The 13,633-nt window shown below is 34.4% G+C and carries 12 protein-coding genes; all 12 read right to left on the bottom strand.

The features are described from left to right. Window positions 1-13: 13 nt before the first annotated feature. The gene (locus tag ISP08_RS11410; protein WP_048793334.1) at window positions 14-277 is read right to left on the bottom strand and encodes an RNA-binding S4 domain-containing protein; all 264 of its coding nucleotides are present in this window, start codon (window positions 275-277) and stop codon (window positions 14-16) included. Then, complete coding sequence (locus ISP08_RS11415; RefSeq protein ID WP_195719582.1) at window positions 264-1,463, bottom strand: MazG nucleotide pyrophosphohydrolase domain-containing protein; 1,200 nt, start codon at window positions 1,461-1,463, stop codon at window positions 264-266. Before ISP08_RS11415 ends, ISP08_RS11410 begins: the two co-directional genes overlap by 14 nt. Beyond that, window positions 1,463-2,989 carry a polysaccharide biosynthesis protein gene (locus ISP08_RS11420; protein ID WP_195719581.1) on the bottom strand — a complete coding sequence of 509 codons (1,527 nt, stop codon included), beginning with the start codon at window positions 2,987-2,989 and terminating at the stop codon, window positions 1,463-1,465. The genes ISP08_RS11415 and ISP08_RS11420 overlap by 1 nt, the downstream gene beginning before the upstream one ends. After that, window positions 2,979-6,491 carry a transcription-repair coupling factor gene (mfd, locus tag ISP08_RS11425; RefSeq protein WP_195719580.1) on the bottom strand — a complete coding sequence of 1,171 codons (3,513 nt, stop codon included), beginning with the start codon at window positions 6,489-6,491 and terminating at the stop codon, window positions 2,979-2,981. Before mfd ends, ISP08_RS11420 begins: the two co-directional genes overlap by 11 nt. Continuing rightward, a complete protein-coding gene (gene pth / locus ISP08_RS11430) occupies window positions 6,488-7,060 on the bottom strand; it encodes an aminoacyl-tRNA hydrolase (RefSeq protein ID WP_048793338.1) in 573 nt (190 codons plus the stop codon). The genes mfd and pth overlap by 4 nt, the downstream gene beginning before the upstream one ends. 188 nt (window positions 7,061-7,248) lie before the next feature. Then, window positions 7,249-7,923 carry a 50S ribosomal protein L25/general stress protein Ctc gene (locus ISP08_RS11435; RefSeq protein ID WP_195719579.1) on the bottom strand — a complete coding sequence of 225 codons (675 nt, stop codon included), beginning with the start codon at window positions 7,921-7,923 and terminating at the stop codon, window positions 7,249-7,251. A 129-nt stretch (window positions 7,924-8,052) separates the two neighbouring features. Beyond that, complete coding sequence (locus tag ISP08_RS11440) at window positions 8,053-9,018, bottom strand: ribose-phosphate diphosphokinase (protein ID WP_048793340.1); 966 nt, start codon at window positions 9,016-9,018, stop codon at window positions 8,053-8,055. 128 nt (window positions 9,019-9,146) lie between these two features. Then, window positions 9,147-10,505: a bifunctional UDP-N-acetylglucosamine diphosphorylase/glucosamine-1-phosphate N-acetyltransferase GlmU gene (glmU, locus tag ISP08_RS11445; protein WP_195719578.1), complete on the bottom strand. Its 1,359-nt coding sequence runs from the start codon at window positions 10,503-10,505 to the stop codon at window positions 9,147-9,149. 439 nt (window positions 10,506-10,944) lie between these two features. Continuing rightward, window positions 10,945-11,259 (bottom strand): septation regulator SpoVG, encoded by a 315-nt coding sequence (gene spoVG / locus ISP08_RS11450; RefSeq protein ID WP_048793342.1) that lies wholly within the window; start codon window positions 11,257-11,259, stop codon window positions 10,945-10,947. A gap of 67 nt (window positions 11,260-11,326) precedes the next feature. Then, complete coding sequence (locus tag ISP08_RS11455; RefSeq protein WP_048793343.1) at window positions 11,327-11,701, bottom strand: RidA family protein; 375 nt, start codon at window positions 11,699-11,701, stop codon at window positions 11,327-11,329. A 19-nt stretch (window positions 11,702-11,720) separates the two neighbouring features. After that, the gene (gene purR, locus ISP08_RS11460) at window positions 11,721-12,545 is read right to left on the bottom strand and encodes a pur operon repressor (protein ID WP_048793344.1); all 825 of its coding nucleotides are present in this window, start codon (window positions 12,543-12,545) and stop codon (window positions 11,721-11,723) included. A gap of 17 nt (window positions 12,546-12,562) precedes the next feature. Continuing rightward, a complete protein-coding gene (gene ispE / locus ISP08_RS11465; protein WP_195719577.1) occupies window positions 12,563-13,411 on the bottom strand; it encodes a 4-(cytidine 5'-diphospho)-2-C-methyl-D-erythritol kinase in 849 nt (282 codons plus the stop codon). Between the last annotated feature and the right edge of the window lie 222 nt (window positions 13,412-13,633).

The following is a 13,633-nucleotide window of genomic DNA, read 5'->3' on the forward strand; positions in this document are numbered from 1 at the left end:
TGCCACCTCCTTGTTATGATTCACTTATTTTCTCTTCTTTTACTAGCTCATACATGCCTTTAGCATTTTCTTTTGTGGCATGTTCACTTAAACCAGTAACTTTTATCGTAATTACTTTTTGACCAAATTTAATTATCAGTTCGTCATCAACTTTAACATCTGTGCCTGCTTTTGCCGTAGCTCCATTAACTGAAATGCGACCTTGATCACTAATTTCTTTTGCTAAAGTACGACGTTTTACTAATCTAGAAACTTTGAGATATTTATCTAGTCTCATCGTTTTCTCCTCCTTGTTCTAAAAAGCGTCTTAACGCTTCTTCATCTAACGTCATATTTTTTGTTTTATCATACATTTTCAAGAAATATTGCGCAAATACTTTCTCAAATTTAACACGTTCTTTTTTGCCTTCTTGTGCCTTAGCATCTGCCCATATAGCATTAAGGTCTTCTATATTTTCCGCTTCTTGATCACCGAAAATATGTGGATGTCTACGAATCATTTTATCTACTAAGCTATAAACGATTTCATTTATATCGAAATAACCTTCTTTTTTACCAATACTTGCATGTAAAAGTACTTGTAATAAAATGTCTCCTAGCTCTTCTATCATATGCCAGTCATCTTCGTTATCAATCGCTTCAAATAATTCGAATGACTCTTCTAATAAATAGCGTTTTAATGAATCATGCGTTTGTGTTCTATCCCATGGGCAACCATCATTATCATCCACTAGTCTATCTATAATATCGGTAGCATATTTAAAGTCACTGTAATAATGTTCACTTTCCGTATCTTTCGGTATTAACACACTTGATAAATTAGTAAAACCATCTATGTGGTGATCTAATTCATAAAGAGGCGTTGCAATAACTTGAGCATTTTTGCCGCGTGCACCATTCACGATATAAACTTCATGATCATCTTGATATATTTCCATTAACGTTACCTTTAAATCACCAGCAACCATCGAACTATATACTTGAGTAACTAGCACATGATTACGTTTATTTAATTGTTCAGCCACAAGTGATGTTGCATCTAGTAGAGTGAAACCATCATTTGGGTCTATTGCCACGGCTTCGAAAACATCATCAATAAAACTTTTACCACCTAAAACTTCTACTTCTAAATCCGCGTGCTTTTGTGCGTAATCTAATAACAGCGTAGTTGTTGTTTCGGCTACTCGTGGGTGACCCGGAACTGCATATACGACCTCTTGTTCTTGTGCTAAAGAGACTAATTGTTGAACAATCTCTTCATACACCGCTTCGAAAGTATCATTTGCTTCATATATATCATCAAAGCTATAAAATGTTAGCAAATCTGATAACTCATTAATCACAGGATGTTCTTTCGTACGTGTATAGACTATCGTTTGTTGTTGTAAAAACTTGTAAATCCCTAACGGCAATTCATCCAAACCATAGTTACCAAGTCCAACAATCGTAATTTTATGTCTCATTAATGTTTACCTCTCTTTAAATGATAAATCTTATCTCCTAGTGGTAGGTGTTTTAGTTCTCTATATTTAAATAAATTCATCCATATTATAGCACCGACCATCACAATAATGCCTGCCATAGCTGAAAGTAATAATTCAATCAAACCCGTAAATCGTCCGGTAGTTGGAATAATCCACAACACGAATTGCACTGCAATACTCATTAATACCATAGCGCCTACCAATTTTAGTATAAACGTTTGTAGCCCTGATAACTGGTAAAACTTTTTGACATTTACATGCAAAATTATGACTGTGACGACTAGTGAGGCTACCGTTGCAATACTAGCGCCCAGCATTTGTAGATGTGGTATAAGTAAAATATTGAGACAAGCCTTAATTATTATACCTACAATACAACTAATAAAAATCATTTTTTCTTGATTCATTACTTGTAATAATGACATTTCCATCATAATTAAAGACACACAAATTACCGTTAACATGTATACCGCAAGCGTGACCGTCTCGCTATTATTTTCAAAAAACACTCTGTTTAATACCGGCAATAAGTTAATTAGACCTATACCTGCTGCAGTACTAATAAGCAATGTTATTTTTAATGAAGCGTTAGTATAACGATTCATCAATACAATTTGTTTATTATTTTTAGCATCTGTCAGTAACGGAATTAATACGAAACAAAATGTAGTCGTAACGATTAAACCCATTTGAATAAATGATGCGCCTCTATCATAGACACCTTTACTAGAAATCGCCTGTTGAAAGTCTAGTCCATTCAATGTAAGGGCATGAATAACCGTAAAACTATCGACGACTTGCCATAAAATAACAATAAGCTGACTGACAGCAAAGACGACTATTGCCAGTGCTAACTTTTTCCATTCTATTGCCTTATTCTTTTCCGAAATGCTAAAAGGTTTATGCAACGTTAGGTAAAGGCTAGAAGCTAAAAATCCAAATCCTGAACCGAGAATAGCTAATGTGCCAGCTGCATAAATCGACCAATCTCGATATGCAAACAAAGCAATGGCTATCATAATGATTACAACACGCACAAATTGTTCTACTACTTGTGAAATCGCAGGAATATTCATTTCTTGCTTACTTTGATAGTAGCCTCTTAACACACCTAATGTACTAAAAAATAGAAAGCTGACACTTGCAGCACTAATCATTGGTGCTAAATTTGTATCACCCATAAATTGTGCTATCCATTTTGCACATATAAATAATATTAAGAAAAAGGCAATGCACACATATTGTAATTTGATTAATACCGAAGCAAATTTGGCATCATTACGTCCAGTACCAAATGTTTGGGTTAGTGCACTAGGTATAGCGTTCATCGATAAGATTACACCTAATGCTACTATTGGATATATTTGTTGATACGCATATAAACCTGAATCACCCAGAACATTTTGATACGGTACGCGATAAATAGCACTTAAAATTTTTACGACGATTAACGCTATTGTCAGTACAATGACACCATTAAATGCCGTAGTAGACTTAGACTTCATCCTTAATTACCATACTTTCTTCCAAGCATTTCGCTAAAAACTTAAGATTTTCAAACCATTGTTTTGATTTGGTTAATGTTACTTTCATTTTACCATCTTGAACGCCAACTTTCATTGCACGCCCTAATGGTTGGGTTTGTTTAAACAATGCTTCCCCATCGATGTCTTCAGTACCTTTTTCAGATAGGAAAATTTCTACTGTTTTACCTTTATCTTTAATTAACGTCACACCTGCATGTAAAGCATGTATTTTGACTTCCATCATATCTAACAGACGTTCCACTTCAGCTGGGTATTCATTGAAACGATCGATAAGTTCATCCTTAATATCCATCAGTTGTGTTTCATTTTCGATTTTTCTAAGTTTTTTATAAATTTCTATTTTAGCTTGTTCGTTTTGAATGTATTCTGCTGGTAAATAAGCATCAATATTCAATTCTATTTCCACTTCTGGCGCATCATTTTGTTCAGGGGCGATGCCTCGTTTTTCATTAACCGCTTCTTCTAACATTTGAGAATATAAATCGAAACCGACTGAGTCAATAAATCCGTGTTGCTGTTTACCTAGTAGATTACCTGCACCACGTATATTCAAGTCACGCATTGCTATTTTGAAACCAGAACCTAGTTCGGTAAATTCTTTTATCGCTTGTAATCTATCTTCTGCCGTTTCAGTAAGTACTTTATTAGCTGGATGAAGGAAATAAGCATAACCAATACGACTAGAACGTCCAACTCTACCTCTTAATTGGTATAACTGACTAAGCCCAAAGCGATCCGCTTCTTCAATTATAAGCGTGTTAGCATTGGGTACATCTACACCTGTTTCGATAATGGTTGTCGTTACAAGAATGTCATATTCATGGTTAATAAAACCAATCATTGTTTCCTCTAAATCTCGTTCGGTCATTTGCCCATGTGCAACACCTATAGAAGCATCCGGCATTAACATTTGTAATTGCTCACGTTTTTCATAAATAGACTGTACTTTATTATATAAGTAAAATACTTGTCCATCTCTAGATAATTCACGCTCTAATGCTTCTTTTATGAAATTAGAATTTTGTTCTAAGACATAAGTTTGTACAGGGAACCTATTTTCTGGCGGCGTTTCAATAACCGATAAATCACGCACGCCTAGCATACTCATATGCAATGTTCTTGGAATTGGTGTCGCAGTTAATGTCAGTACGTCGACATTAGTTTTTAACGATTTAATACGTTCTTTATGTCTAACACCAAAGCGCTGTTCTTCATCGACGATTAATAACCCTAAATCTTTATAAACTATATCTTTACCAAGTAATTTATGAGTACCCACTACGATATCAACTTTACCTGACTTTAAGCCTTCTTTTACTTCTTTAATTTCTTTAGTCGTTCTAAAGCGGCTAATTAATTCAATATCAATAGGGAAATCTTGCATACGTTCAATTAACGTTTCGTAGTGTTGTTGCGCTAGAATCGTCGTCGGTACTAAGAATGCCACTTGCTTTCCTTCTAATACTGCCTTAAATGCTGCGCGGACAGCGACCTCCGTTTTACCGTAACCCACATCACCACAAAGCAATCTATCCATCGGTTTTTGTTGTTCCATATCACCTTTAATTTCAGTAATCGATTTCGCTTGATCGGGTGTTAATTCGTATGGGAAATCTAATTCGAAGTCGTTTTGTTCTGCACTATCAGGTCCATATTGATATCCTACAGACATTTCACGCTCTTTGTATAATTCTATTAATTCGTCAGCAATGTCCTCAACGCTTTGTTGTACTTTAGCCTTTGTCTTCTTCCATTCAGTGCCACCTAATTTATTAAGCTTTGGCATCTTGTCTTCGGACGCGACATATTTTTGGACTTGATCCATTTGATCTACGGGTACAAATAGCTGGTCAGTCCCTTTATATTGCAACTTAATATAATCTTTGTGTACGCCCGCAACTTCTAATGTTTCGACTCCTAAATATCTACCGACACCGTGATGCACGTGTACGACATAATCTCCAACTTTTAAGTCTTGATAGGATTTTATTTTTTCGGCATTCGTCATTGTTTTTTGTTGTTTGCGCTTTTTCTTTTGTTGTGATTTAAATAATTCTCGTTCTGTAACAACGACAAGTTGCATATATGGTAGTTCGAAACCTTCAGACAAACTTCCTTCTGTAATAATGGCACGTCCGCCCTGAATTTCGTTTTCTGCAACATCCACGAACGTTGGAATATGCATTTCATTCAACATAGATTGAATACGTTCTTTTTTTGTTTCCGTTTCAGCTAAAACGACTATCGTATAGTCATTAGCAATATAACGTTGAAATTCTGAACGCATAATATCGTATTGTCCGTAAAATTGTTGCACTGGTTTACAAGAGAATTTAATGATTTCTTGCAGTTTCACTGACATTGTTGCCGTAAATAATGTGAAATATGCAACTGGATGTTTTTTTAGCAATGTTTCAAAATTTTGATAATCTAGGAAACTTTGACCGATAAATCCCTTACCGCTTTCGATTAAGTTTTGCATAAAGTCATCGACTTCAGTCGTTAAAGTTTCTTCAGTTTCTTTAATTCTATTATATTCATCTACTGCTACGATGGCATCGTTTTGGAAGTAATCTATTATTGTTGCAGGTTGTTCATACATAAACGCAACTAATCTTCTCATTACTTGATGGTCAAATAATGATGTTTCAAATAGTTTAAAGCTATCGTATGTTTCTTTAATATCATTACGTACGGATTTATCAATTTTCGGACGCGTTTCTTGATATGCTTCAGTAAGTTTTTCCTTTGTATGTTTAATAACATCGTCTGTAATAATATAATCACTAGCTGTCGTAATACTAATTTCTTGCATATTATCGTTAGATCTTTGTGATTCCACATCAAAATTTCTAATAGAATCGATTTCAGTATCAAACAATTCAATTCTTACTGGTTCGCCTATTAATGGATAAATATCAATAATGCCACCACGTAATGAAAATTCACCGATATGCGACACAACGCTTTCGCGTCTATAGCCCATATTGACTAATTTAGTTAGTAAGTCATCTACATCTATGTCTTCACCTACAGACAAAGTAATTTGATGAGATTGCCATAATTCGACAGGCGTTAACCATTTTTTCAAGCCATTTAACGGCACGATAAATAAGCCTCTCTCATTTTGAGATAGTGCCGTTAATGTACGTATACGTTCACTCATAAATTGAGGGCTTTGCGTAGAAAATTCTTCCGTCATAATATCTTGCATCGGATATTTATAAACATCATTCGCATCTACAAATTGTAATATATCCGCTTCTAGTTTATCTGCTTGATATAAATTATTCGTAACAACGAGTAATTGTTGCTTACTTTCTAAATATTTCTCTGCAATAATCGTTGCTTTTGCCGCAGCAGACAAGCCTGTAACTAAAATATTGTCTTTCCCAAATACTTCGTTTAATTCTTGATAACGTTTATCTTTATTTATATAATCTGTAATTATTGATTTCAATTGACATCACCATTGTATTCATTCATCACTTGGTCGAAACGTGAAGTTTCTATATAAGATTCCACAGCGCGAGCTGAATGTTCGATAACTTTTTCCATAGTAACCATTTCTTGTTTTGAAAATTTTTGTAATACGTAATCTGGAACAGACATACCACCACTTGGTCTATCCACTCCAATACGAATTCTTTTGAATTGATCCGTGCCTAACATTTTAATGATAGATTTCATACCATTATGACCACCGGCACTCCCTTTTTGTCTTAATCTTATCTCACCTTGAGGTAAGTCTAAGTCATCATATAGCACGATTAAATCATCTACATCTATATCATAATAATTCATTAAAGGTGCCACGGCTTCGCCAGATAGATTCATCAGTGTTAAGGGTTCTATAAACATAACTTTTTCTTGGTTAAGACGCTCAATCGTATATGCGCCTTTAAATTTCTGCTTATCTAAAGAAAAATTGTTACGGTCTAAAATATAATCTATCACTTCAAATCCAATATTGTGTCGCGTAGATTCGAAACGTTTACCTATATTTCCAAGGCCAACAATACATTTCATTCTTGTTTCCTCCATTAATTACCATTTATATATTGTGCGAGTATTGATCATACTAACGAAAAGCAAATCAACTCGCATCTTGTATTTTTCATATCATTCATTATATTAACATAAAAAAGCACCTGCTTAAGCAAATAAGCACGGTGCTTTTAAATTTAAAATTTAGGAAACAATCGTCCGAACAAATATTATTCTTTGTCTTCTGACTCTTCTTCGTTTTCGCTGTCTTGATCTTCTTTGTCTTCACCAACAACTTCAGGTTCTTCAGTAGCTGATTCGCCTTCCATTGCTTCGATTTCTTCTTCTGTAGGTTCTTCAGTTGGAGGAACTACAGTTACGACTGAATCGTTTTCGTCGTTTTCGATTGTGAAGTCACCAGTAGTTTTAAGATCACTTACTGAGATACTGTCATTTACTTCTAATTCAGTAATGTCTACTTCGATTGATTCTGGGATGTTGTCAGGCGTAGCAGTTACTTCTAGGTCGAATAGTGGTTGTTCAACAACGCCACCTTCTTTAGCTCCTGCAGCTTCACCGATTAATTGAACTGGTACTTCAACAGTACGTTCTTCACTCATGTTGATAGCTAAGAAGTCAATATGAGTGATTTGGTTTTTAAGTGGATCGAATTGGTAGTCTGAAACCATTACTTTAATAGTTTTAGAACCTACAGCTAATTCGATTACACCGTTACGTCCAACTTCACGGATAACTTTAATAAATTCTACTTCGTCAACTTTAACTGAAGTATTTTTAGTACTGTAACCGTATACGATTGCAGGTACTTTACCAGAATTTCTTAATGTTTTTAAATCTGAACGTGTTTGTTTCCCTTGACGAATGACTGACTTTAATGAAGCCATGCTCATTTCCACCTTTCATAATTGCTCTATAATAGAGCTCCTCACTTACCCATCAACATTTTAGTTGCTTGTAAGTGTTTATTTATTCGTTTTTACACGAATAGGCATATTATACCTTTTTGTGATTAATTAGTCAAACAGCACACTAACTGATTCACGCTCGTAGACACGAATAATTGCTTGAGCTAACAAGCCTGCTACTGACAATTCTTTAGTGTTTTTAGGTTTGCGACTATCTTCGAGTTGAATAGAATTAGTAACAACTAACTCTTTAATTGCTGAATTTTCGATACGCTCTCTGGCAGGACCCGATAATACTGGGTGCGTACAACAAGCATAAACTTCTTTTGCACCTTTATCTTTTAATGCCTGTGCAGCTAATGTAATTGTTCCTGCAGTATCAATGATGTCATCTATAATAATTGCTGTGCGTCCGTCAATTTCACCAACAATGTTCATTACCTCTGCAACATTTGGTTTTGGTCTACGCTTATCAATGATTGCAATTGGAGTTTTTAATATATCTGCTAATTTACGTGCTCTAGTCACACCACCATGGTCTGGTGAAACGACAACACATTCCTCTGGATTAATATCTGCTTCATTTTGGAAGTAATCAGCTAAGATTGGCACACCCATTAAATGGTCGATAGGAATGTCGAAAAAGCCTTGAATTTGTGGCGCATGTAAATCTAAAGCTATCATGCGATCGGCACCAGCTGTTTCGATTAAGTTAGCAACTAATTTTGCAGTAATTGGTTCACGGCTACGTGCTTTTCTATCTTGTCTAGCATATCCATAATATGGAACTACAATATTTATCGTCGAAGCTGAAGCACGTTTACATGCATCGATCATAATTAATAATTCCATTAAGTGTAAGTTAACTGGATTAGAAGTTGGTTGGATAATAAAGACGTCACAACCACGTATACTTTCTTCAATATTGATTTGAATTTCTCCATCGCTAAAACGTTTAACAGAACATTTTCCTAGTTCAATACCCACGCTATCTGCTACTTGTTGAGCTAAAGGTTCATTACCCTTTAAAGAAAATATTTTTAAAGCAGAATTTTTATATTCATTGTTTAACATTTATAGTCCTCCAATTAATTACTTCCATATGTTTAAATAAATAGACAATACGAAACTTCTTTTTAAGCTGATAAAAGTCTGTATCCTGATTTTAACAGTCAAAGCATGTTTGTCTAAAAGTTCACTCTTTATTTATTATTAAAATAGCCTTCTTTAGTCGTTTGTCTTTCTCTCGCTAATGCCAAACTGTTGTTAGGTACATCGTCTGTTATTGTTGAACCTGCAGCAATAAATGCAAAATCGCCTACTGTAACAGGGGCAACAAGATTAGTATTACATCCTATAAATGCATCATTACCTATTGTTGTCTTAAATTTATTCTTACCATCGTAATTAACTGTAATAGAACCGCAACCAACGTTTGAACGTTCACCAATTTCAGCATCACCAATGTAACTTAAGTGTGGAAGTTTTGAACCATCTTTAACGACTGATTTTTTCACTTCTACAAAGTTACCTACTTTAACTTTATTACCAAGGTCCGAACCAGGTCTTAGTTGCGCAAAAGGCCCAATATTAACCTCGTCGGCGACCTTAGATTCGTTAATCACTGATTGTTTAATGTTCACACCGTTACCAATACTACTGTCAGCTATTTCTGAGTGCTGGCCTACTATAACATTAGAACCTATAACAGTTTTACCAGTTAATTTAACGCCAGGTTCGATTGTTGTATCTTGTCCTATTTTTACATCTTTACCAATGTATGTAGTTTGTGGATCAATGATTGTAACACCGTCGCGCATATGTTGTTCGTTTATACGTGTTCTCATCGCTTGTTCAGCGACACTTAGCATAACACGATCATTAACACCCATGATTTCATCAAAATCATCTGTATGATAAATTTCAACTTTACCATTTTCGTTAAGTATTAATGATAATACTTCTGGTAAGTAATATTCTCCTTGTGCATTATCATTGTTTACATTTGCTAACTTGGCGAACAACGTTGCGTTATCAAAAGCAAATATCCCTGAACTAATTTCGTTAATTTGTTGTTCTTCAGCTGTTGCATCTTTTTGTTCTACAATTTTTGTTAATGCTTCGCTGTCATTTCTTACAATACGTCCATATCCAAAAGGATTAGGCGCAGTTGCTGACAACACTGTAGCTTGAGCGTGACTTTGCTCATGATGTTCAATTAAAGATTTTAATGTTTCTGCAGTCACTAATGGTGTATCACCACAAACAACTAATGTTGTCCCTTCTTGAGTACCTATATGTTCTTCTGCCATTCTAACAGCATGAGCAGTACCTAATTGTTCTTCTTGGAAACTATATAGCGATTGTTCGCCTAATGCTTCTTTTACACTATCTGCGCCATGTCCTACAACTGTTATTATTGTTTCAACGCCAGAATGTTTTACATTATCAACAACATGTTCAATCATTGATTTACCTGCAACTTCGTGTAAGACTTTGTATTTCTGTGATTTCATACGCGTACCCTTACCTGCTGCCAGTACTATTGCATGTCTTTGCATGAACGCTAACCCTCCATTAAAATATACACTTCAGTATTATTATAATTTAACGTAAGTATTAGTTTCAAGACTCAAACAACTAATGTCACATAACAGCAATATTTTAAATCACATATGCTTTTATATTCACACAACTTATATTCTTTTAATTCCCGTTAAATGAGTCATTACATGCTGTTATATCATTATAATTTCATTTTTTAAAATTAATCGTACACTTACGAAAAGTTGTAATTTAATATATTTTTGTCACTATTAAATCACTAAAATTAAAAACTATAGTATATTTTATGACTACATTTCTATTTATAGCTTTCCAATAATTCATCTTAATATGTGTTCGACCAATAAAAAAAGCAGTTATACTGATTTATTAAATAGTCAGTATAACTGCTTGATTAATTTATATTTTTATCTCATTTTAATCGTTTCAAATCTTTTATGCTTCGTCATTATTCTCTTCATCATTTGATGACTGTGCATTTCTGTCAGGAATAACTTCGTCTGTTTCTTCATAGACTTTCATCACTGCATCTTGAATTTCTTGTCTCATTTCTGAGTTAATTGGATGCGCGATGTCACGGAATTCACCATCTGGTGTACGTTTACTTGGCATTGCGACGAAAAGACCTGAGTTGCCTTCAATTACTCTTAAATCATGTACCACAAATGATTCGTCTAAAGTAATTGATACGAGCGCTTTCATTCTTCCATCTGTGTCTATCTTTCTAAGTCTTACATCTGTCACTTTCATGTAGTGAGCCCCCCTAGTTTGTCTCTTTGTAAAGAAGCATAACAAAATTAATGAGAATTATAAATCCTTACTTCACTTTAGCAATTAATTCAATTTCAACTTTCACATCTTTAGGTAAGCGTGCAACTTCAACACAACTTCTCGCAGGTTGATGTGCATCAAAATACTCACCATAGATTTCATTTATTTTTTGAAATTCATTCATATCTTTAATAAAGATTGTAGCTTTAACGACTGATTCAATGCTTGAATCAGCTGCATCTAGTACAACTTTTAAATTTTCTAAAACTTGTCGTGTTTGTTCTTGTACATCATCACTAACGATTTGACCGTCAGTATTTAATGGGATTTGTCCCGATGTGAATAACAAACCATTGATTTCAGTTGCGTGTGAATATGGCCCTAAAGCTTCGGGCGCATTATTTGTATTAATTACTTTCATGCTGTCGTAATCGCTCCTTTTAAGAAAATTTAGTTAAACTATTGCCTGTTTCTACGTTAAATTTCTGATTGTATTCATCTACATCAGATAATCTAACCAAGGAAGTATAATCTTCTATCAATCGTTGTTTAACTTCTTTTGATTCTACAAGTACTGATACCCCTTTGACATGTGCTTTAAACTCATTCATCAAATTCATTACACCATTAATCGAACCACCAGCACGCATAAAATCATCAACAACGAGTACATTAGAATTTTCAGGCAATGTACGTTTAGATAACACCATTGTTTCAATTTTGCGAGAAGAACCCGAAACATAATTAATTGAAACGGTAGATCCTTCAGTAACTTTGTTATCTTTTCTAATAACTACTACTGGTAAATTTAATACACTTGCTACAGCATTAGCTAAAGAAATACCTTTCGTAGCTATCGTTACTACTGCATCTAATTGTTCATCCATATAAAGCGTTGCAATTAACTTGCCAACTTTGTTTAACAAAATTGGGTTACCCATTAAATCTGATAAGAATAAATAACCACCAGGTAATAAACGATCTTTCTCTTGTAGTAATTCAATTAACTCGTCTACAACTTCTGTAGCTTCTTGTTTGCCCATTTGAGGTTTATATGTAACGCCGCCACTTGCACCAGCAGTAGTTGTCACAGTACCTAATTTTTCTTTTTGGAATGTTGTCTTTATAATTTGAACATCCTCACTGATTGATGATTTGGCCTGTTTAAACTTTTGGACAAAGAACGTTAATGGTATTAATTTATTGGGATGATTCATTAAATATTGCGTCATAAAAACAATACGTTCACTTCTCTTGTATCTCATATCGTGCTTCATCCTTTCTAACCTAGTAATCTTACTAATTGAACTTCATTACAACATCCATTAACAGCATTATAGATATGCTTTGCTTGTCGCTCATTTTTAGCTAACGCATAGACTGTCGGTCCACTACCACTCATTAAAGCGCCATCGGCACCACTATTTAACATGTTTTCTTTTAACTTGGTGATACCCGGATACATTTTGTGCGTTACTGTTTCCAATCTATTTGATAAACTTTGGCATAAAGCCTCGTAATCTCCAAAGTTTAAAGCACTCAAACATGACTCTGTATGCACTAGAAAATCATGTTCTAATGTAAGTGATTTAAACACATCGGGTGATGAAATACCTACATCTGGTTTTGCGATAATAACCCATGCAGATGGTGGTTTATTTAACAGTTCCACAATTTCACCTTTACCTTTACAAATAGCCGTTTTGCTATATATACAGAAAGGAATATCTGTGCCAATATTTATCCCGATTTGACATAACTCTTCCAAAGATAGATTCAAATTAAAAAGTCGATTCATGCCCCTTAAAGTAGCTGCTGCATCTGCAGATCCGCCCCCCAGTCCGGCTGAAACTGGAATGTCTTTCTCTAACCTTATCGTTACACCTTGCTTAATATTATAATGCTTTTTAATCGCTTCGGCAGCTTTAAATGCTAAATTTTTATGATCGGAGGGTACATAATTTTGCTCTACTTCGACTACAATTTTATTATCATGTCTAATTTCAAACGACAAACGATCATTTAAATCAATTGTCGTCATAATCATTTCAACTTCATGATAACCATCTTCTCGTTTAAAGAGTGTGTCTAATGTAAGATTAATCTTAGCATGCGCCGTTTCGTATATCATATCCCCACCCTCTTTCGATTCGATATGGTAATACATCGATTTTAACATAATGTACGGAAATTCTAGCAAGATAATTTAAGTTTCTCGAGAAAATTTATGGTATAAATTTCAAATTAGAATATTTTCTCTATTTTCAATTAAATGCTAATGGGTTTATAAACCAATCATAAAATTACGCATAAAAAAAGAGATGCCAGCGCATCTCTGATTAAATATATGTAA

It is taken from the genome of Staphylococcus lloydii, assembly GCF_015775975.1.
GTDB classification, from domain to species: domain Bacteria; phylum Bacillota; class Bacilli; order Staphylococcales; family Staphylococcaceae; genus Staphylococcus; species Staphylococcus lloydii.

Bases quoted from the DNA above. Each gene is read 5' to 3' on its own strand.
- ISP08_RS11435 (WP_195719579.1), bottom strand. From the start codon at position 7,923: ATGGCTTCATTAAAGTCAGTCATTCGTCAAGGGAAACAAACACGTTCA.
- ISP08_RS11415 (WP_195719582.1), bottom strand. From the start codon at position 1,463: ATGAGACATAAAATTACGATTGTTGGACTTGGTAACTATGGTTTGGAT.
- purR (WP_048793344.1), bottom strand. From the start codon at position 12,545: ATGAGATACAAGAGAAGTGAACGTATTGTTTTTATGACGCAATATTTA.
- ISP08_RS11440 (WP_048793340.1), bottom strand. From the start codon at position 9,018: ATGTTAAACAATGAATATAAAAATTCTGCTTTAAAAATATTTTCTTTA.
- glmU (WP_195719578.1), bottom strand. From the start codon at position 10,505: ATGCAAAGACATGCAATAGTACTGGCAGCAGGTAAGGGTACGCGTATG.
- spoVG (WP_048793342.1), bottom strand. From the start codon at position 11,259: ATGAAAGTGACAGATGTAAGACTTAGAAAGATAGACACAGATGGAAGA.
- ISP08_RS11455 (WP_048793343.1), bottom strand. From the start codon at position 11,701: ATGAAAGTAATTAATACAAATAATGCGCCCGAAGCTTTAGGGCCATAT.
- ispE (WP_195719577.1), bottom strand. From the start codon at position 13,411: ATGATATACGAAACGGCGCATGCTAAGATTAATCTTACATTAGACACA.
- ISP08_RS11420 (WP_195719581.1), bottom strand. From the start codon at position 2,989: ATGAAGTCTAAGTCTACTACGGCATTTAATGGTGTCATTGTACTGACA.
- pth (WP_048793338.1), bottom strand. From the start codon at position 7,060: ATGAAATGTATTGTTGGCCTTGGAAATATAGGTAAACGTTTCGAATCT.
- ISP08_RS11410 (WP_048793334.1), bottom strand. From the start codon at position 277: ATGAGACTAGATAAATATCTCAAAGTTTCTAGATTAGTAAAACGTCGT.